The 21,602-nt window shown below is 39.5% G+C and carries 17 protein-coding genes; 12 read left to right on the forward strand and 5 right to left on the reverse strand.

Annotated features, from left to right (window positions below):
• Positions 1-2,033, reverse strand: a 2,033-nt coding sequence (locus DUT70_RS19690) for a beta strand repeat-containing protein (RefSeq protein ID WP_240432202.1), incomplete at its 3' end; no start/stop codon positions are given.
• Positions 2,034-2,628: 595 nt separating this feature from the next.
• Here DUT70_RS19690 and DUT70_RS19695 point away from each other — a divergent pair.
• The 4 genes from DUT70_RS19695 to DUT70_RS19710 all read left to right on the forward strand — a co-directional run bounded on the left by DUT70_RS19695 (position 2,629) and on the right by DUT70_RS19710 (position 6,470).
• Complete coding sequence (locus DUT70_RS19695; protein WP_113649096.1) at positions 2,629-3,426, forward strand: hypothetical protein; 798 nt, start codon at positions 2,629-2,631, stop codon at positions 3,424-3,426.
• Positions 3,427-3,674: 248 nt separating this feature from the next.
• The gene (locus DUT70_RS19700; protein WP_113649097.1) at positions 3,675-4,496 is read left to right on the forward strand and encodes an alpha/beta fold hydrolase; all 822 of its coding nucleotides are present in this window, start codon (positions 3,675-3,677) and stop codon (positions 4,494-4,496) included.
• A 174-nt stretch (positions 4,497-4,670) separates the two neighbouring features.
• Positions 4,671-5,963 carry a hypothetical protein gene (locus tag DUT70_RS19705; protein WP_113649098.1) on the forward strand — a complete coding sequence of 431 codons (1,293 nt, stop codon included), beginning with the start codon at positions 4,671-4,673 and terminating at the stop codon, positions 5,961-5,963.
• 276 nt (positions 5,964-6,239) lie between these two features.
• Positions 6,240-6,470 carry a hypothetical protein gene (locus DUT70_RS19710; protein WP_113649099.1) on the forward strand — a complete coding sequence of 77 codons (231 nt, stop codon included), beginning with the start codon at positions 6,240-6,242 and terminating at the stop codon, positions 6,468-6,470.
• Between the two features lie 12 nt (positions 6,471-6,482).
• Here DUT70_RS19710 and DUT70_RS19715 read toward each other — a convergent pair whose 3' ends face one another.
• Positions 6,483-7,460: a GlxA family transcriptional regulator gene (locus DUT70_RS19715; RefSeq protein WP_113649100.1), complete on the reverse strand. Its 978-nt coding sequence runs from the start codon at positions 7,458-7,460 to the stop codon at positions 6,483-6,485.
• 134 nt (positions 7,461-7,594) lie between these two features.
• Here DUT70_RS19715 and DUT70_RS19720 point away from each other — a divergent pair, with 134 nt between their 5' ends.
• The 6 genes from DUT70_RS19720 to DUT70_RS19745 all read left to right on the forward strand — a co-directional run bounded on the left by DUT70_RS19720 (position 7,595) and on the right by DUT70_RS19745 (position 11,389).
• Positions 7,595-8,017: an SRPBCC family protein gene (locus DUT70_RS19720; protein WP_113649101.1), complete on the forward strand. Its 423-nt coding sequence runs from the start codon at positions 7,595-7,597 to the stop codon at positions 8,015-8,017.
• Between the two features lie 2 nt (positions 8,018-8,019).
• The gene (locus DUT70_RS19725; protein WP_113649102.1) at positions 8,020-8,403 is read left to right on the forward strand and encodes a DoxX family protein; all 384 of its coding nucleotides are present in this window, start codon (positions 8,020-8,022) and stop codon (positions 8,401-8,403) included.
• Entirely contained in the window at positions 8,393-8,842 is a 450-nt protein-coding gene (locus DUT70_RS19730) for an SRPBCC family protein (protein ID WP_113649103.1), read from the forward strand. The genes DUT70_RS19725 and DUT70_RS19730 overlap by 11 nt, the downstream gene beginning before the upstream one ends.
• A gap of 10 nt (positions 8,843-8,852) precedes the next feature.
• Complete coding sequence (locus DUT70_RS19735) at positions 8,853-9,248, forward strand: glyoxalase (protein ID WP_113649104.1); 396 nt, start codon at positions 8,853-8,855, stop codon at positions 9,246-9,248.
• 178 nt (positions 9,249-9,426) lie between these two features.
• Positions 9,427-10,200: a helix-turn-helix domain-containing protein gene (locus DUT70_RS19740; protein ID WP_240432204.1), complete on the forward strand. Its 774-nt coding sequence runs from the start codon at positions 9,427-9,429 to the stop codon at positions 10,198-10,200.
• Positions 10,201-10,228: 28 nt separating this feature from the next.
• Positions 10,229-11,389, forward strand: coding sequence for an FAD-dependent oxidoreductase (locus DUT70_RS19745; protein WP_113649106.1), 1,161 nt, complete (start codon positions 10,229-10,231; stop codon positions 11,387-11,389).
• A gap of 197 nt (positions 11,390-11,586) precedes the next feature.
• On the opposite strand, the gene DUT70_RS19750 is transcribed toward DUT70_RS19745, so the two are convergent.
• Positions 11,587-13,002, reverse strand: coding sequence for a sialate O-acetylesterase (locus tag DUT70_RS19750; RefSeq protein ID WP_113649107.1), 1,416 nt, complete (start codon positions 13,000-13,002; stop codon positions 11,587-11,589).
• 363 nt (positions 13,003-13,365) lie between these two features.
• On the opposite strand from DUT70_RS19750, the gene DUT70_RS19755 reads away from it, so the two are divergent.
• Positions 13,366-16,371 (forward strand): glycosyltransferase family 117 protein, encoded by a 3,006-nt coding sequence (locus tag DUT70_RS19755; RefSeq protein WP_113649108.1) that lies wholly within the window; start codon positions 13,366-13,368, stop codon positions 16,369-16,371.
• Between the two features lie 268 nt (positions 16,372-16,639).
• Here the strand turns inward: DUT70_RS19755 and DUT70_RS19760 are convergent, their stop codons facing one another.
• Positions 16,640-17,770: a serine hydrolase domain-containing protein gene (locus DUT70_RS19760; RefSeq protein ID WP_113649109.1), complete on the reverse strand. Its 1,131-nt coding sequence runs from the start codon at positions 17,768-17,770 to the stop codon at positions 16,640-16,642.
• A 208-nt stretch (positions 17,771-17,978) separates the two neighbouring features.
• Here DUT70_RS19760 and DUT70_RS19765 point away from each other — a divergent pair, with 208 nt between their 5' ends.
• On the forward strand, positions 17,979-18,785 hold the full coding sequence (locus DUT70_RS19765; protein ID WP_113649110.1) for a hypothetical protein: 807 nt from the start codon (positions 17,979-17,981) through the stop codon (positions 18,783-18,785).
• A gap of 457 nt (positions 18,786-19,242) precedes the next feature.
• On the opposite strand, the gene DUT70_RS19770 is transcribed toward DUT70_RS19765, so the two are convergent.
• The gene (locus DUT70_RS19770; protein WP_113649111.1) at positions 19,243-21,600 is read right to left on the reverse strand and encodes a GAF domain-containing protein; all 2,358 of its coding nucleotides are present in this window, start codon (positions 21,598-21,600) and stop codon (positions 19,243-19,245) included.
• Between the last annotated feature and the right edge of the window lie 2 nt (positions 21,601-21,602).

Raw genomic sequence — 21,602 nt, forward strand, 5'->3', positions numbered from 1 at the left:
GTTTTGGCACCAACGATGATGTTGCCCGTAGTATAGCTGATGCTATAGTTCGCTGCAGTAAAGGTGCCTCCGGTAGCGGCACTTGGTGTAACGGAGCCTGTATAGGTACCAACCGAAGCATTTGCCAAAGCACCTGTGCCATAGGCCAAAGTTACGCTACCAATAGTCTCTCCATTTTGAAGCCCGTTTGATGTGAAAGTTGTAACACCAGTTCCATCAGTCAATGCCTGTCCATAAGTTTTATTAACGTTGTTAGCCGTTATTGTGAGTGACCTTCTACTAACTGAACTGTTACCCATGGCAACGTTAACTGCTGTTGCGCCAGTACTACTCAATAAAATATTGCCACTATAGTTACCATATCCAGCTGACGCCGCCAGACGAATATATACCGTTCCCGATATGGCATCCGAACTTCCTAAAGTAGTCGTAGGTGCATAATCAATGTCATTTACACTCACTTCAAAACCAGCTGGTGATGTTATCAACACCCCTGCCTGCATGTTGGTTCCTGTTACGGAAAACTGAGTAGCGGTAGAAGCTTGTCCGTAGGTGGTAAAAAGAGCCGCGGGTGTTCCACTAAATGTGATAGTGGGCTGGGTATTCACCAAAAAAGTATTAGTGCTAGAATTGACGCTTTGCGCTTTCGGGGAAAGCTCTGCGGTGGCGTAAAATGTATGTGATCCTTCGGCCAATGGAGCAGGTTGTGTATAACTGAAACTACCAGATACACCTGCAGTTGTAGCGTTGAGCAAAATCCCATCAACGTAAATCCTTACCGTACTATTAGGCGTGGCAGTACCTGTATAGGTTGGTGTATTGGTGGTAATAGTTGCCGCGTTGGCAGGTGTAGTTAGCGACGGTGCAGCCGTAATCTCCTGTACAGCTACGGTTGTTGATCCAGCAGTACTTGTACAGCCATTCACTGTGTAAGTTACACTATAAATTCCAGCCATACTGGTAGTGACATTGGTAATCGATGGATTTTGAAGCGATGAACTAAAACTATTAGGACCGCTCCAAGTGTAGGTAGCTCCAATAACAGTACCTGTACTTAGGTTGATGGTACCACCCTCTACCACTGTACCGCCGCCAGAAGCGGTTGCTGTTAATACAGGAGGCTCGGTGATGGTAGCACTTGCCGTTGTTGTACACCCTTTTGCATCTGTAACCGTGACGACATAAGTTCCAGGAGCTAGCCCCGTTGCTGTAGCGTTGATTCCGCCGCCTGAAGACCAGGAATAAGTATAAGGAGCAGTTCCTCCAGATGGTATAGCAGTGGCCGTTCCGTTTGAAACTCCGTTACAGGTTGCATTGGTTTGGGAACTACTGGCAGTTAAAACAGAAGGCTCGGTGATGGTGAATGTTTGAATAACCCCTTTACAGGTCTCATCGGTAGCGGTAACCGTATACGTTCCAGGAGCTAGCCCCGTTGCCGTAGCGGCCGTTCCGCCCGAAGGTGACCAACTGTAGCGCACAGCTCCTGTTGTGCCCAATGGTTGAATAGTGGCGGTTCCATTTGCTGCTCCAAAGCAGGTCACATTCGTTTGCGATGATACTGCGGAAAGCGTATAGGTTTGTGCTGTACCGGCAGTATTCTGCGTCATGGTCACCTCGAATGGCAAACCAGACCCATTACAGGAATACTGATGGAGTAAAATACGGACATAGCCGCAAAATGTTGCCGTGAAACTCACGGTAGACTGTAGGCCGCAATAATCATCATTATAGCCTATAAGCCCCCCCGTGGCATCGTTATATACCGTAAGTTGGGTATCATAACCAGGATAAACCCATTCGTCCCAATCTGGATCATAATATCCAGGACCTCCACCACCACAGGTGCTTACTGTATAAGAAGCGCCGCTCTGGACGTAGGCCAGCACGTACTGTCCTGAATTATAGGTGAGCTTGGTGTTCTGTCCCACTCCTGGAGGAGTGAGTGATCCCGCGACGAGTGTGTTGTTGTTGCCACATTGCGCCATTACAGCTCCCGCCACTAAAGTCAATAGAAAAGTAAAGATTATTCTCATAAAAAGTATTAAAATGTTTGTTTATAGTCAATAGGGAATAAAGCAAATAGAAAGGACGTAGCTAAAAAAGCATTTCCGCACAACTCATGAGAATATGTTGGCTGCCTAAAAAAACCTATCGAGAGCAACTTCGGCATGAAAGCGTATATACGGAAATAGTGTTTGGGTCTAAAACTTTAAGTTGGACGAAACTACTCTTTTTTTTTCATTCAAAAAAGCATCTAATTTAAAAACAGGCAGTTAACTTTTATTCAGCGCAAATAGTTTTGAGGGCCTGTATCTAAAAACACCTGTCCTTTGACGTTCTTTAACACTTAAAAACACTTCGGAAGGTCAATTGTGTAGCTTAATTTATTGTATGCGATTTAAACGTCTTTTTCCCCAATCAGCGATCAGGTTCAACAAAGTTTATTAAAATATAGAAGTGTGCTTATCCCCTACTTGACAGGTTGATCGTTCTTATTTGAAACCTTGACTTGGCCTTGATTTAGCGTTGACTTGGCCTTGATTAGACCTTGGCTTTAAGTATTTGATTATTTATACTTTATGCGTAACTTAGGGTAAGTTATTTCGGTATCATAAAGTTACGAAATTCATGGCGATCCAGCAAAAAGGATCTCTTCTTTCGGGGAAAGTTGGAGGTAAGGTTTATTCCAATCAACATGGGAAGACCGTTGTTAAGGCACAATCTAAAAGACCACACCGTTTATCGTTAGGTAGTTTAAGAAGTGGTAAAGATTTATCAGAGGCTAGTGTTCATAGTAAAAACGTAAGGCTTGCGCTTGCTGACTTGGTTAACGATTACGGCGACCGAACGCTTTACTATCGTTTAACTGCTCGTTTTTACGATGTTTTGAGGCCGCTCCCTAAAAGCAAGCTTGGCCGAAAGAAAATTAAGGATGGCGACATTAATGCTTTGCTCGACTTTCAATTTAATGCCCATTGTGGTTTGGATGCGCTGTTGTTTAAACGACCAACGGTGTTGGTTGATGTGCCAGGTTTTTTAGACATCCAATTTAGTGTTGATGGCTCGGAAAGGATTTCGGGTTTGTCTGCTGATTTGAAGGCTTTGTTGTTGCAAATTAGCTTGCTGCGATATGATTTAGAAACTGGTGCCAGCGATTTGATCAGTATGGGTGATTTGACTGGGGATCGGTTATTGGCGGCGAAGAAAAGGCTTGCGGTTGACTTGAAAGGGAATGTATTGTTTTTGGTAGTGGTGGGCATCCAATATCTTCGTGATGGTTACCGCTCTTTTGCTCAGGATAAATTTGCTGCTGCGATTACGCATGCTTTTCGTTTTAAGGATGGCAAACAGGTGTTTTTTAAGCCTGTTTTGGAAAAGGTTGCTCCTAAGGTAAAGGTGAGGAATCAAGTATTGTGGGATGAGTGATTATTTTATTTTCACATGCTACTTAGCGAGTGTTTCCATTTTTTTAGTCTAGTGAGATTTTGGCGAAGTTATGGTCGTCTTTTTAAAATAGCTTTTGAAAAGATGCACGAAAACCATGTGTCAAGTTCAATGTTTAAATGGTTGTGAAGATTTTAACATAGATCAAGATTTATGATTTTTCACCAATGTACTTTTGCTAATGAATAAAGACAACAACATATTTTAATCCTCAACAAAAACTTAAAACCATGAGCACACTAAAACTAAAAGACGGCACAGAGATTTTTTACAAAGACCAAGGTCAAGGACCCACTTTAATGTTTCACCACGGCTGGCCATTATCCTCAGATGATTGGGATGCACAGGTGATTTTCTTTTTACAGCGAGGCTACCGAGTAGTGACTCATGACAGAAGAGGTCATGGACGTTCAAGCCAAGATATTTACGGGCATACGATAGAGCAATACGCTTCGGATGCTGCTGAATTGGTTGAATTTCTTGACTTGAAAGATGTGGTGCATATTGGTCACTCTACCGGTGGTGGTGAGGTGATCCGCTACGTGAATAAATACGCGAAAGGTAGGGCAAAGAAAGCCGTGTTAATTAGTGCTGTTCCACCGATCATGGTTCAGAGCGACAGTAATCCTGATGGTGTTCCTATGTCGGTTTTTGATGGCATCAGGGAGCAAACACTGAATAATAGACAGCAATTTTATATTGATTTGACGATTCCTTTTTACGGATATAACAGAGAAGGTGCTGAAGTGAAAGAGGGTATCCAAAGAAACTGGTGGAGACAAGGCATGATGGGTGGTATTGTTGCTCATTATGATGGCATTAAAGCTTTTTCAGAAACTGACTTTACTGAGGATTTGAAAGCCGCTGATATTCCAGTGCTAGTGCTTCATGGTGAGGATGATCAAATTGTACCTTATCAAAATGCTGCTTTAAAATCGATTAAATTATTAAAACATGGAAAACTGATTACGTATCCTGGTTTTTCTCATGGCATGCCCACTACGGAAGCGGCTACGATTAATAAAGATCTTTTGGAGTTTATAGAAGATTAATGGTTTGAATTAAATCTACAGATGACCCAATTTTAAAAGCAGTTCTGAAAAGGGCTGCTTTTTTGTTTGAATTGATTTTAATATCATAAGCAAATGCTTGTCCTAGAGTGAGAATAAACCTAATATCTGGCAACTCATATGCAACATTTTGCGATCAATATCGTCTAGCCAATAATGAAACGAATCATCTTGATCATGCTTATGCTGTATGTGCACACTTTATCAGCACAGCAAACAGAAATAACTAACCACCATATTTCTTCTTATTTTAAGGAAATTGAGAAGGCAACCAAAAGGAATATCAAACTATGGGATAAGCAACTTTACCAGAACATACTTCTGGTTGATCCAAAGACACGACAAGTCTATAGCAACACACCAGATTCCGCAAACATTTTGACACTACAGCATGGTATTTATAGCGGTAAACTACCAGAAAACATCAATATCGCGAATACGGCACTATCGTGGAGTGGAAAGCGTTGGGCAATGATCATGCTTCCACTATCCAACCATAAATATGATAGAATCAATTTACTGGCCCATGAGCTATTTCATACGCTACAACCTGAGCTGGGTTTCCAGCAATACAACAAGGAGAGCAATCATCTAGATCAAAAAGATGGTAGAATCTATCTTCGATTAGAACTGGAAGCACTAAAAAAAGCTATCCTTTCCAAATCAGAGAAAGCGCGGCAAATACACTTGGCTAAGGCTATTCTTTTCCGCAAATACCGAAACTCTCTTTTTCCGAATTCGGATACCTTAGAAAACCAATTGGAACTTAACGAAGGTCTTGCAGAATTTACAGGTCTTATCATTAGCGGGAGAAATCATAAAGAAACCACAGCACATTTTAGGAACGAGATTGACTCGTTCTTCAAAAACCCCACCTATGTACGTTCTTTCGCTTATTACACTACTCCTGTATATGGCTATCTGCTTTACAAGAAAAATAAGTATTGGAATAAAGAAATCAGGCCAGATGCTAATCTTACCGATTTCTTCATCCAGCAATTAAATATCGCTGTACCGCAAGATCTCAAAGCAAATTCCTTAAAAAGTGCTGACGAATATCATGGGCAACTTATTTTTAAGGAAGAAATCCTCAGGGAGGAAAGAATCAAAAAACAGATTTACGAGTATAAGGTCAAATTCATAGAGCAACCTCATTTTGAGATACACCTTAAAAAAATGAACATCTCCTTTGATCCAAGAAACATCCTTCCAATAGAAGAAAAGGGAACAGTATATCCAAAAATGAGAGTCACTGATGTATGGGGCATCCTAGAAGTGGAAATGGGAGCATTAATGAGTTCCAATTGGAATAAGATATCCATCACCAACCCAACGAAAATATCTCCCAATAAAGTGGAGGGAGATGGTTGGATCCTCACATTAAAAGATGGCTACGTAGTGAAAAAAGAAGAAAAAACGGGTAATTACATCATTAGTAAAACAGAATAAGGATGACATAAGCTAAGACGGAATTATGCGGAAGTAATCAGTAAAGCTAGGAGAGCGAAGCTATTAATCCCTACAGCTCATTAGTGTTTATACAACCTTATTCGGTTTATTTAACTCCACAATTGACCCAATAAAAAAGCAGTTCCGAAAAGGGATGCTTTTTTATTTGAATTGATTTTAATCATATCACAAGCGGACGCTTGCGCTAGAAGAGGGAGTTCAATTTGAATACACTGTAAATTTATTTTTTAGTATTTTTGTATATATCAAAATATTATGGAGCTGATTTTAAAATCAAATGACGAAAAAAGTCTTGCAAAGATTATTGCGTTAGCTAAAAAGCTTAACATAATCATTGAAAAGAAAAATGCAGTTTCTAAGAAAACTGCAAAAAGTGATCTCAAGGATCGCATCCTTGATTTTAAGGCAAAAGAATCCTCATCTTTTGGCGATGCTACCGAATGGCAAAAAAAAGAAAGATCGGATCGTGAATTACCTTTTTCATAGAAATGGCTTTTCTTACACCTCATTAGACAACCTGGCAAACTTATTTCTATACTCAATTGGGGTAAGTCCTGTAAGCTTCTTGAAAATGTCCCTGAATGATTTGGTATCGGTATAACCTACATCAAACATAATTTCGGTGATGTTTTTTCTGGAGGCTTCAAAGAAAGTTTTAGCAGCTTCTATTCTTACCCTTTGTATATATTCTAGCGGCGTGTTATTGGTGGCGTCTTTAAACCTTCTTTCAAAAGTTCTACGGCCTGAATTGATCAATTTTGCTAAAATTTCTATGGATATTTTATCGCTGTAATTTTTCTCGATGTAGTCCTGCACTTTTTTAATGTCCTCGTCGCCATGGTTTCGTTGACCTTTGAAGATGGCGAATTGAGATTGGCTATCTCGCCCAATATCTAAGGCAAAGTATTTTGAAACCATTACGGCTACTTCCCTATCTGAAAATTTTTCGACCAAGTATAGAATCAAATTCCATAAACTGCTTGCGCCACCACTACTGTAAATGTTATCGTGCTCCGTAATGATTGCCCCATCCTCTACCCCTATTGTGGGATATCTTTCTTTAAATTCATTGATATAGGCCCAATGGGTCGAGCATTTTTTTCCATCAAGCAGACCTGTTTCGGCTAAAAGGAAAGCGCCAATACACAAACTGGCCAAGCTTGCGCCCTGATCGTGCAGCTTTTTAAAGTAAGGAATGGCTTCGGCATTGGCTTTAATGCCTTTGGCTGTATCGCCAAAAGTTGGTGGGATGATCAATAAGTCTGTTTTGGCCACGTCTTTAAGCAAACGGTTGGTTTTGACCATGTATTCGCCATTGTTGGCGGGTACATATTCGTTTAGTCCTACATATTCGACATTGAAAATAGGCTTTTTACCAAAGGCGGTTAAAAACTCGTTGGCGGTATGAAAGGTTCTAAACGGTGGGGTTACCGCTTCAATGACCCCATATTCGGGCACAAAAACAGAGATCTGCATATCAATATTGTTTATTGAGCTACAAGGTAAAAATTATTTTGTCACAATTGACCCCTTATTTGTCGTTTTCGCCACAGCTCCATTTTTTACCGTCCTCCTATCTTTGAAATATCAAATCAATCTAAAAATAAAGGATGACACAATTATCAAAAATTACGGTAGAAGCAACAGTGAATGCTCCCGTAGCAAAAGTATGGGAGGCTTGGAATACGCCAAGCGATATTATGCAGTGGAACACTGCCGATCCAGCTACCTGGCATACTCCTAGCAGTGAAAACGATTTGCGAGTTGGCGGCAAGTTTAAAAACAGAATGGAAGCTAAGGATGGCAGCTTTGGTTTTGACTTTGAGGGGGTTTACGACAGCGTGATCCCACACCAAGAAATTACCTATACCATGGGCGATGGCAGACAGGCGACCACCTTGTTTACTGAAAAAGATGGCAAGACTCATTTGGCTACTACTTTTGATCCTGAGACACAGAATGATCCTGAATTTCAGAAAGCGGGATGGCAAGCGATTTTAAATAATTTCATTAAATACGTTGAATCGAAATAATCATGAAAAAGAATAAAATTATCTTTTGGATAGCGACCATCATCATTGTACTTTGGGAAGGCGTGATGCCTTTGAGCACTGTTCTTTTTATGCCCGATTATGTTACTGCGGGCACTAAACCACTAGGTTATCCTGACTATTTTGCCTATGCCTTGATCATCTGTAAGGTGCTAGGTTGTGTGGCCATTGTATTTCCAAAAATACCGAGTAGGTTAAAAGAATGGGCTTATGCGGGGCTTACCTTCAGCTTGATTTTTGCCTTCATTAGCCATGCTTGTGTAGACAAGAACATTGCCTATATGCTGATGCCGCTGGTGGTATTGGCCATCTTAATGGTTTCGTATGTGTATCATCGTAAAATAAATCTTAATCGACATGAAAAGTAATTCAGTTTCCCTACATCGGGTAATTAAAGCAAGTCCTGAAAAAGTATTTAGGGCATTTGCAGATCCTTTAGCGCATGCTACTTGGTTACCTCCTTACGGTTTTATCTGCACTGTACAGCAAATGGATTTTAAAGAGGGTGGTCAGTTTAAAATGACGTTTATCAATTTCAGTACGGGTAATAGCCACTCTTTTGGCGGCAAGTATCTTGAAATTAAACCTAATGAATTTATTAAGTACACCGACACTTTTGATGACCCGAACTTACCGGGCGAAATGACCACTACTATTTGGCTGAACAAAGTGATTTGTGGTACTGAACTGAAAGTGGTACAGGAAGGGATTCCAGCAATGATTCCTGCTGAGATGTGCTATTTGGGCTGGCAAGAATCCTTAGAAAAATTGATGAAATTGGTGGAGCCTGAAATTCCAGACGCTTAATCGTTTTGCCATGGCAGCATCTAACCAAAACCCATTTGTGAGTGCTGTTTTCCTTACCTTTTCTGGTAATTGTAAGGAAGCACTCACTTTTTACCAAACTTGCTTTGGTGGAGCTCTTCGATTTGATTTTTTTGAAGGGCTACAGGGTTACGCACAGCTGCCAGTCATCAATGGTTCGCTTGTTTCCGACACCATCAACATCCATGGTTCTGATTTGGTGCACAATGAAGGTAGAATACTGGGAAATCACATCGCGATTTTTATGCAATGCGCAAATGTGGAGGCTAGAAAGGTACTCGTTGAAAAACTACAACAAAACAAAGAGTCTGGTTTTACTGGAAATAACGTAGAAAAGCTTATCGAAATCACTGATGCCTTTGACGTAAGATGGATATTGCACGCTTGACAATAGTATAATTCCAATCTCACTTGGTTTGAACGCAGTTCTGAAAAGAGCTGCTTTTTTTGTTACTTGCTATTGTTATTTTGAACACAGTGTAACAATTTGATTTTTTCTTTGATGAATAATACAATTAACTTGTCCAAAGTAGTTTGGTATTTATTTCTTCAATAAGAGTAACGATTTGAACGGATTGGCGATTATGAACAATGACTTTAATTTTACTTACATTGAACCTGAGAAGCAATTTGCCGATTTTGTAGAAAGTATTGGTATATTTTTTAATTCCTCGACAACACCCAAAGAAGTAGTGGTTTTACCTGATGGAAGAATTGATCTTTTCTTTTGGAAATCTGACGAGGAAACCTTTGAGATCATCCTTTTAGGCCTAGAAACAGTAGCAGAGCAAAGAAGCCTTCCGCCTAAAACCATCATTTATGTGATTAGTTTTAAACCGCTTGCGGTGGAATATCTTTTACGAGAATCTATTGCTGAGTTATTAAATACTGGGAAAAAGCTACCTTATGGTTTCTGGAGTTTCGGCATTAACGACCTTAATGACTTTGACACCTTTTGTTTAAAGGCTAACCAGCAATTAGCCGTACATTTACCAGCAAAAATTGATGAAAGAAAACGCAAACTTTTTGAGTTAATTTATGCGTCTAATGGTGAAATGACTGTAAAAGCACTTTCGGAAAATGTTTTTTGGAGCAGCAGGCAGATCAACCGATATTTTACCCAACAGTTTGGTCTGCCATTAAAAGCCTACTGCAGTATTTTACGTTTTAGGGCATCATTAAATCATATTGCTAAAGGAAAACTTTTCCCAGAACTAAATTTCACGGACCAAACTTATTTTATTAAGGAAATCAGAAAATTTTCTGGTGTGGTTCCAAGAGAATTATCCCAAAATAAAAACGACCGATTTGTACTATTATCCGTCCTTAAACAAAAATAGTTTTGTGTCATCATTTAATTGACACATTATGTTATTGACAAATAAAGAAATCGCTATTATTGGCGGAGGCCCTGGGGGCTTAACATTAGCAAAGCTTTTACAACTCAAAGGAATTAGGGTAAGGGTATATGAAAGGGATATAGATAAACATGCTCGTGTACAAGGTTCGCCGCTTGATCTTCATGAAGAGTCGGGCATGGCTGCCTTAAAGAAGGCAAACTTGTTAGACGAGTTTAAAAAGTGTTTTATGTACGGTGCGGATAAAAAGTTAATTACTGATGATCAAGCGAATATCTTTTTTAGTGATCATGACACCAAACTGGAAGAGAACTTTGGCGATCCGCATTTCCGTCCAGAGATAGATCGTGGTGTACTTAGACGGCTGTTGCTAGATGCGCTGCTACCTGAAACGGTAATTTGGGACAGCCATTTCGTGCGGATGGAAAAGCAGGATGATGGTTGGCTATTACATTTCAAAAATGGACAGTCTGCATACGCTGATCTGGTAGTGGCTGCAGATGGTGCCAATTCCAAAATACGTCCTTATCTTACTGATATTAAACCTTTTTATTCGGGCATCACCATGCTGGAAGGCAATATTAATTGTTCGAAACAGGCAGTACCTCGTATAGATGCTTTGATTAAAGGTGGAAAAATAATGGCTTTTGGAAATAAAAAGAATTTATTGCTGGGCCAGAAAGGTAATGGCGATTTGGGTTTTTATGCCAGTTTTAAAGCTGCCGAAGATTGGGCCACCACCAATGGACTAGATTATACAGATGGTGCTCAACTATTGGATTGGTATAAGAAAGAATATTCGGAATGGGACAGCATTTGGCAGGAGCTGTTTGAAAAAGCAGCACTACCTTTTATTCCACGGCCAATTTACTGTATGCCTTTGACACAAAGTTGGGAAACATGCCACAACTTGACCATGCTTGGGGATGCAGCGCATGTAATGCCACCCTTTGCCGGAGAAGGTGCTAACATGGCCATGTTGGATGCTTTAGAACTGAGCGAATGTTTGACCTCGGACCGATATGCTACTTTACAGGAAGCCATTTCATTGTTTGAAATAAATATGCGTAAAAGAGCGGCTGCTGCTGCACAAGAATCTTTGGAAAATGGGGAACTGATGCATTCGGAAAATGCATTGACCCACATGTTGGAAATGTTTTCTGGTCACTAAATTTGAGGTATTTATTGGCAACGATATGGCCAATTTTGTACCGCGTACTGATATTGAAGCCAGACGAGCTCTTGTTGAAAAATGGCATTCAACAAGAAGCTTAGGTCGTTGAAAAATTTGATGACAAGCTGATTGGGATCAACGGTGCTTTTAATGTAAGATGGGTGTTATGTGTTTAACTAAAATCAAAATGTCCACTAGTTTTTCTTCCATTGGTCTGTCCTGAATGAAGAAACTGGCAGCCCTTCTACGCTATATAACTCTCCTACACACCAATCTGTAAAGGCGTATCTTACGGCAACAGGCTGTTTTACCTTATCGCTATAAACCCTCACTACATCATTGTGTATTACGGCTGTAGCGGGATAAAATACCTGATCTGCTGCTGCCACCTCAAATTGTGTCAATGGTTTTCCATGAGTGGTTAAGCCTAGCGGAACGTGATTAAAACTCACGGTAACGGTATCATTTTTTACCACCATTTTTTTATAGGTTGGACTGGCTGCTGGAAAGCCCTTTTTTTGATAGGTATTGGATAATGCTAAATAAGCCAATCGCTTAGCCACGATGGTTTTATCGGGCGGATGAATGTTTCTTTCTTCGCCAGCATCAATTAGGATGGCCACTCCCGAATTGCTTAGCGTGTCGGGTAATTTCAACTGCGCCTCACGCAGCAAGGGCACCTTATATTCTTGTTTTTGTGGATATCTCATTGGTGCCAGCTGGGCCAAGTAGAATGCCCAGTCGCCTATTTTCCATTGCTCACGCCATGACTTCACCATTGTATATTGCAATGCTAAATAGTCATCGTAGTTATGGCGGTTTTGTTCGCCCTGATACCAAATTACTCCTGCAATGTGATAACCAATTAAGGGGGCAATCATGCCATTGAACAAATTGCCTGGGGTTTGATGCACTGCTTTGGAAATGGATTGGTTTGTGGCTAAGCGTTCTTGTAAAGTCTCGGTCACTAAATCTTTGTCTATCCACGCCTCAATTGCCGAGCCACCCCAGGTGACCTGAATAATGCCTACTGGCACCCCCAATTGCTTACGTAAATATTTGGCAAATTGATATCCCGCAGCACTAAATGGCGCCACTGATTCTGCATCGGCGGCCTGCCAATTCCCCTCTACCTTGGTTTGGGGAGTAGCGGCATGTTTACGAGCCATTTTAAATAAACGGAGCATGGGATCAGGTGATTCCATTAACAAATCCAATGAATTGGTAATTGGCAAGACATTGTAGCCTTTAACGGGCATATCCATATTTGACTGTCCCGAACAAATCCAAACCTCTCCTATCAAGATATCGTTAAGCACGATCTTATTTTGTTGGCTCACACTGATCTCAAAAGGTCCACCTGCATGAGGCGTGGCTACCTCTACTGACCAGTTCCCCTTTTCATCGGGCTTGGTGGTATAGGTTTTACGATCCCAAGAAGTTTGAACCGTGATTTCTTTTTTACCCATGGCGTTACCCCATATTTTGGCGTTACTTTGCTGTTGGAGCACCATATGGTTAGAAAAAAATGCTGGCAAGGTTACTTGTGCTTGTGCCATGGTGGCCATTCCGAAAAAGGAAGCAAATAGCAATGGTATCAATTTTTTCATGTATTGTTTTTAAGGTGAAGCTACCGATGGTTTAAGCAGCGATTAAAAATGAATGCACTACCTAACAATAGTAGTTGAAAAACTTGGAGCTACCAAACCTAAATGAATAAAACTGGTATGGGTAGTTTGTATTTTACTTGTACCTCCGCGTTAAGATTGCTTCGTGCCTCGCAATGACGAATGATAACTTTAATCTTGCGCATTTAATTCATTACCATCACTAGAAAGCGGCTCAGCTAGTATCCGTTTGAATTGGCTATCATTTGTCTAGAAAATTCATCCACAGATATTTAACACTTTTTAACAAGCCTTTAACAGTTTGGCCTTACTTCAAAAATTAGCTTTGTTATAAACTAAACAAGTATGGAAAAATATAGACGCATCAACAATCTAACTGGATTGGTAATTTTCTTCTTCGCCTCCTTTGTATACTGGTTATGCATGGAGCCTACCTTAAGTTTTTGGGACTGTGGCGAGTTTATTGCTGCTTCATTTAAAATGCAAGTGGGGCATCAGCCTGGAGCGCCTTTGTTTTTGATGATCGGTAAATTGTTCTCGTTATTGGCCGGAACGGATGTTACTAAAGTTGCTTACTGGGTTAATTTCGTTTCGGTGGTTTCCAGCGGGGCAACTATTATGTTTCTTTTTTGGACGATTAACGCCATTGCACTCAAATTAATTAAGCCCGAGAATGGAAAGATGAATGGCACTCAGCTGTTCACGGTGGTTGCTGCTGGAACTGTAGGTGCCTTGGCCTATACTTTTTCGGATACTTTTTGGTTCTCGGCGGTAGAAGCTGAGGTATACGCCATTTCTACGTTGTGTACGGCGATTGTATTTTGGGCGGCCTTGAAATGGGAGACTCACCTTAACGACAAATGGTTGTTATTCATTGCCTTTATTATTGGGCTTTCGATTGGTATGCATCTTTTAAGTTTATTGATTATTCCGTCGATCAGTTTGCTGTATTACTTTAAGAAATCTGCGAAGGTTAGCTTATGGGGATCGATAAAAGCATTTTTATTAGGTTGTTTGATCTTGGGTTTCATTCAATTTGGTATTATCCAATACCTGGTTTTATTTGCGGCTAAGGTTGATCTGTGGTCGGTAAACTCCTTAAAAATGGATTTTGGCCAAGGGGCGCTTTTATTTTTAATTGCTATTGCTGCTGTGTTAGCTACCGGCGTATTTTATAGTATCAAGAAACGCTTGTACCAACTTCATTTGGTCCTACTGTCTACCATTCTGGTTTTATTTGGTTTTAGTTCGTATTTCATGATCATTATTAGGGCCAATGCTAAACCGAACATTAACCTATCTAGTCCTGACACGCCTTTGTCGTTGTATTCGTATTTGAGCAGAACTCAATATGAAGAGAAACCTTTACTGAACGGGCAGTTCTTCGACTCCAAACCTATAGATCTCAAAGAAAAAGGAACCACTTACAGACGTGGAGAACACGCTTATGAGGTGTCAGGAAAACAATTTAGTTATGTTTACGACAAGAACACTTTTTTCCCAAGAATTTATAGCAGTAAGCCTGCTCACATTCAATTTTATCAAAATTGGCTAGGTTTATCTCCCGAGCAAAGTCCAACATTTTGGAATAGCCTTAGCTTTTTCAACAGCTATCAAGTTAACTTTATGTATTGGCGGTATTTTTTGTGGAATTTTTCGGGCAGACAGAATGATGTACAGGGACAGGGGTCTATTACTGAAGGCAACTGGACTACGGGCATCAAGCCGATAGATGCGTTGAGATTAGGCAATCAAAAGGAGTTACCGCTAAGTATTACTGAAAATGCAGGTCGTAATTCATTTTATGGTTTACCGCTCCTCCTTGGTATTCTAGGTTTAGCTTATCTGTACCGAAAAGACAAAAAAGCTACGATTGTTTTAGGTTCACTTTTCTTCTTTACAGGAATAGCCATCATTCTATTCATCAACCAAGATCCTTTACAGGTTAGGGAAAGAGATTACGCTTATGTAGGTTCATTTTATGTATTCGCCATTTTTATAGGCTTAAGTGTTTTTGCGCTTAAAAGTTACCTGCAAAGATTATTAGCGAATAGAACCAGTCTTGTGTTAGCTACCGCCATTGCTTTATTTGCTGCTCCTTTATTAATGGCCTTGCAGGGCTGGGACGATCATGATCGAACTGGCAAAACCACCGCTTTGGATATGGCGAAAAACTATCTCAATAGCTGTGAACCCAATGCCATTTTGTTTACCAATGCTGATAATGACACTTATCCGCTTTGGTATGCGCAGGAAGTGGAAGGCATTAGAACGGATGTACGTGTGGTGAATCTCCAGTTTTTATCTACGGCTTCTTATATCGATCAAATGAAGCGAAAACAGGATCAATCTGAAGCCCTACCCATCTCCACGACCAGAGAAAAGTATAAGGAAGGGGTGCGAGATTACCTTTCTTATGTTGATTATGGATTGACTGATAGTGTAGAGCTAAAAGATTTGCTGGCTATCCTGACTTCGGACCATAATGATGATAAAATTCAAATGAACGACGGTAGTTATGAGAACTTTTTACCTTCTCAACACTTGAAGCTGAGTATTGACCCTACTAAAGTGGTTGCCACACATACTGTACCAGCAGCGCAGAAGCACCTGATTGCGGATCAAATGGAATGGAAATTCAACAAAAACCATCTCTTTAAAAGCGAGTTAATGGTTTTTGATATCATTGCCAACAACCAGTGGAAGCGCCCCATCTATTTTGCTACCAATGTATCTGATGATACTTATGTTGGGCTAGATCAATATTTGTATCAGGAGGGTTTTGCTTATCGATTACTGCCGTTAAAGCCTACATCGGATGTGGCCACGGACAAGTCGGCACGGACCAATAATGCGTTGGCCTATCAACATTATGAAAAGTTTGCATTGGATGGCTTTAAGGAAGCGAAATATCTAGATCCGGAAAGTAGAAGGGTATTACATGCTACTTGGGGTTTTGCTAATACGCTAAGCTCAAACTTAATCCAAAACAACCAAATCAAGCAGGCTGAAAGGGTTATTCAATTGAGTATGGATAAATTGCCTTTGAAGAACAGTTCTATTTCTGATACGCTTAACAAGATTTCGTTGGTTCAAAACTTATACGCGATTAACCGTCATGGGGATGCGAATAGATTGATTAAAGAAACTTCGCAGTTTATTGATCAAGAATTTGGCTATATCCTTTCGCTAGCGAATAAAAATCAAAATGAGCTTATTTATGATATCAAACAAGGAATGTATGTTTTGCAGGCTTTTAATGAATTGGCCAAAATTTATCAGCAAAAGGCTATTGCAGACCAGCTTAAACTAAAAATAGAAAGTTATCACACGCGATTTTCTGCAAGTTAAGAGCTATATCACGTTTTTATAAAAAAGCAGTTCCGAAAAGAACTGCTTTTTTATTTATTAGAAACCGTTTAAATTTCATTCAAAGAAAGTACACGAATGGCGGGGACGCCATTCTTTGGCGCAAGGCTCCTTGGTATTAAGATTCTTTGACCTCAAGCCGACGTTTGACCAAGTACAAAATGGTGAGAGCGCGGTTTTGCCCATACAATTTCTTGTTACCAAAGTTCTTTTGGTGTCCCCTACAAATACCATTTGTAAAACATACAGTTTAAGGCTTTATAATTTTCTCTGATAGTGCAATCAGTTCGCCTTGAGTGCTCTGTGCTGCTTCATTGGAGAGTAAGACAATGCCTGAGTTCGATTCTGGATAAAACACCATATAACTGCTGAAACCTAAACTACCACCTGTATGTGAAATGCTTCGTTTGCTGTTTCCCGCTTGTTTCACTTTCCAATTGAGCGCGATGGCACCGTCTTCCAATTTACCAAAAGTAGGTTGGTGACTTAATTTCACTGCTTCATTTGCTTCGTTGAGCTGAAACGCCATGTATTTTAACATGTCGGCACTGGTAGAGGCGATACTTGCGGCTACTTGTAAGTCTTCCCAATCAATGACAGGCATGATACGCCCTTTACCATCATAGCCTTTTGCCATTTGTACAGGCTGCTTTCCAGGTTTAATGAGTAAGGTATTTTTCATTTTCAGCGGCTCTACAAAATGCGTTTTCAATAGTTGATCAAAAGGGCTTTGATAAACTGTTTCCATCATGTGTCCCAATAGTTGTGCGGCTGTATTGCAATGACGTGCCATCGTACCAGGTGCTACCTTTAATGTCACTTGATGAAGATCTCTGTAAAAATCTAGTTTGCTGTATTTTCGATGAACCGAATCCAATATATAATGGATTGAGTCTGGATTGGCCTTGCTAAAAAGATCCTTTTCTGGCATCCAGTTAGGCAGACCAGAAGTTAGATTTGCTAAATTGACTACGGTAATAGGTGTTCCATTGTAATTGAAATTAGGATATTCTTCTTTCAAATATTTACGGATATCGTCCTTTAGGCCAATTTTTTTATCCACTACCGCTTTAGCCAATAAGGTTGAGCCAAAGGTTTTAGTAATAGAGGCTAATTCATAAACGGTATTGGATGTCGGCAATTCCTGCTTATCTCTTGATGTTGAACCGTAATTGTAGAGATATGGTTTGCCATCTTTAATGATTCCTATGGACAAACCGACTCTAGCACTATTGTTCATAAATGTGGAAACGGTTTGGTCTACTAAAGAATCTAGTCCAGTTTTTAATTGATTATCGCTGGGGGTTTTGTTTGGATTGGTCTGAGCTACGCTAATTATTGAGTATGTCAGAAAAGCGAATGAGAGTAATGCTTGTTTCATCTATTTATCATTTGTTAACCATAAGACGACCATATTTTCAAAAGGTTGCAAGATTTTCCCATAGCTAAGCGAGCGTATCTTAAAACGAGTCCTATCCACAAGACTAAATGTAACAAACCATAAAATGATCTGTCTTAATTCCGAACCAAAAACATCTATCTAGCAATTAGTTACTTAAACCCATTTTTAAACCTCAAAAAATAAAACTATGCGCTATTCATTACTTTTTTTACTTTGCTTTTTTTTCGCTTTCTCTGCAAGTGCACAAAAAGACACTGTTTTTATCTCAGAAAAAAACATCAACCCAAAAGTTTTACGAGAAGGCACCCATCGATACCTTGTGTATTTTAAAATGAGCAAGGACTCGGTGCGCACGCAAACCCAATTTTGGACAAGAACCATCAAAAAGACGGATTACCATGGAGTACCAGCCATTGAAATTGATCAGATATGGGAAGATAAAGACAGCATTATGCATATTGTCAAATCGGTTTCGGATGCCAAAACCATGAAACCGCTGTACCATCAAACGTGGTGGAAAGTGCAAACTTCGAGAACATCTCCGACAAAAACAGTGAGTGCAACTACGGTTGATTTTTTAAACAAAACCGTTGAATACAATGGGAACAGGTTAAGTGATACTGATACCGAAAAGCAACCCAAAGCCATATGGGACGGATACAAATCATCTGTAGACAAGTTTTTCCTCAATTGGCATTCAGACTTAGAGACTTTTCCGCTATTACCCTACAAAGATGGATTGACTTTTGTTATTCCATTTTACGATCCTGGTACAGCTTCTAGTCTTCAAAAGGTTGCTTACACCGTTAGCGGCTCTGCCCAACTTGTTGGTTACGATGATCAAAAGATTGATTGTTGGTTACTGACGCACGAAAGCAAAGGAAACAAGGAGGTTTTTTGGATCAGTAAAAAAACAAATGAGGTATTAAAGTTAGAGCAAGAAATAAACGGAAAACTTTATAGATATAAAATAAAGCTAGGTTTTAGTAGCTAACGGGATACGCCCCTTATGTGTCTATGTGGTTATAAGTTTCCTTTAGTTTTAAAAAATCTATAAATGAACCACATAGACACATAGCAAACCCATAGCTTTAATAAATGGAGCTTATTCTTCTTAAAGTCCTATGTGTCTATGTGGTTATAAGTTTCCTTTAGTTTTAAAAAATCTATAAATGAACCACATAGACACATAGCAAACCCATAGCTTTAATAAATGGAGCTTATTCTTCTTAAAGTCCTATGTGTCTATGTGGTTATAAGTTTCCTTTAGTTTTAAAAAATCTATAAATGAACCACATAGGCACATAGCAAGCCCATAGCTTTAATAAATGGAGTTTATTCTTCTTAAAGTCCTATGTTTCTATGTGGTTATATTTCCCTTTATATTTAAAAATCTATAAATAAACCACATAGATACATAGGAAAATGAATAGCGGCTAATCTTTGCTTTGTTATTTAATATCCACTTTTTCAACTCCATAGTTTACGCCAATTCGTAAAGCTTTCAAACCACTTACTCCTTGTAGCTCTTCGAGTTCGAGCATTTCTACATCCGACATTAAAAGTCCTTGTTCTTGTAAGTAGCTGATGTAGGTGAGGTATTCATTCGCCTCGAAAGCGTTATAATAAATCATGGCAATTTTGCCAGGCTGGGTTAGTCTTTCGTCCTTATCCTTGATTTTCACTTTATCGATGCGTTTTTTAATCACCTCATAGCGAATGTTATAAGTTCCTTCTACGTCAAAGCGTCGCTCATCATTTCTAAAACTAATATCAATAGGGTTTGAATGAATGAAAATGAGCTGGGTAGTTAACAATGGTTTCTCCATTTTATCTACCAAGCGGTTGGTTAAACGTGCAATTTCCACCATTGATTGCAATTGCCAAAGCCGCATGTTCTTTAAGAAAAGCATGTCAAATGGTTTGTCAGGAGCAATGTCCTGTCCAATGTAAATATCGTATTCTACCCCATCGGTACGGAATTTCGCAAAATAAAACGGAAAGGTTTTCTGCAATTCGTCTTGGGCACTTTCTAAATACTCTCCTACTGAGGCGTTGATGAACTGCATGGATGTTTCCAAAGTTCTTCGGTTTTTGAAGGCTTCTCCTGTTTCTGGATTGATGCTTTCAAAATATTCATCTACAATGGCCTTGGTTGAAGGGTGGTTTTTTTCGACATGTTTCAATACAGGGTATACCTCGAACTCCAAAAACTCATTTAACGAATCTTCGTCACTAGAACTAATAAAAGCATCGGTTCTTTGCATCCAGTTTTTACAACTGTACAGGATTTTGTCTATTAAATCAAGCTTTACTGTTTTCTTTAACGCAATTAGCGATGTGCTCAGCTTATTTAACTGCAGTTTTAAATCTTCTTTTAAGGCTTGATTTCGTTCTATGGTAGAATTTCTAATATCAATAGCCCCAAATAATGGGTATAGATTTTTGAAGGTAACGGTTTCAATATCTTGAGCATTTTTGTTGCCTTTGTTTTTCTTGATGAATTCCCACACCTGCTCATTAAATTTCCACTGCACGGAAGGTTGTAATGCCGTAAATTTATCTTTAAGCACTTCGTCCATCTTGGTGTTAAATTCTTCTATACGATACTGGAAAAGCTGTCCTAGAAGCGGCATCGCCGAATGCAAACGCGAGAGTAGCATGTCGTCAATCAGTACTTCTTTTTTTGAGTAAATTTCCAATATCCCTACTAGTTGTGCATTGTAAAAAACAGGCAAAATAGAATACGATTGGATACCGCTTTTTCGAATGGCCTCCATAAATGGGGTTTTCTCTATTTGCTCATCCGTAATTTTATTAAAAAAGATCGGTTGCGGATTATTCTTGTATAGTTCTAACTGATTATAAAAAATGCTGTCATCTATGCCGAAATGTTTGCCCGCATTAATGAGAATACTCGAATCGTCATCGACATCTAGCACAGGCTTATCGTTTACCGTAATCAAGGGCAACAATCCAAATTCGATATCTGCATTCCCGCCCAATGTTCTCAGGGTTTGAATGACATGTTGGTAAGCCTCGGTTTGATAGTTATGGTTCACCAACGATTCCCTAATGCCATCGATGGCGTGCTGTAGTGTTACGTCCGTTACCGAAATTACGGTAAAACCATCAAACTTGAAATCGCTCAGGGGTAATACTTCATGTAGCAATTCCAAACCACGCTCATCGTCTACAAAGCCCGAGAATTGCTCAAAATTAAGTACTGGTAATTCTTTTTTATTATAACTGATATCTACAAACTGCGTGTCTACGTTCACATTATAATACTGCGTCAAGCCTGTTTCTGGATTGTTATAGGCAAAGCGCATTTCGTTATTGGTTAAAGCCGAATAGTTATAGTATCGCTTTAAAATCACGTTATAAATGAACTTGATTTGGTCTTTTTCTTTTTGTTTTTGATATTCTCCTCCAGCTTTGCTGTGCTCTTCTACATTTTTTTGAATGAAGTTATAAAGCAAATCGGTACTGAAGAAAATTTGATCTGGAACTGGCGTACTTAGTGCCCAATACAATTCCTTTTCGTTGGCCATTAAAGGCGTTAAAATGGTAAAAATGAGTTCCAACGTTTCTTTGTACTGAGCCAAATCCTCAACCATCAGGTTTTTAGCCAAAGCCCCTTCCTTCTCTATCTTTTCTAGTAAAAACCTGTAGAATTCCTTTTTAATGGTTTCTTCGGTTTTTAACCTCCTTTTTAAATAAGCAACCAATGGCCTGAAAGAGAGATTCCACTCTATCTGACAGGCAATACATTCGTTTTTATTTATTTTTATAACGTTGGTGTTCATTA

Origin of the sequence: Pedobacter chitinilyticus (assembly GCF_003313385.1) — a bacterium.
GTDB classification, from domain to species: Bacteria; Bacteroidota; Bacteroidia; order Sphingobacteriales; family Sphingobacteriaceae; genus Pedobacter; species Pedobacter chitinilyticus.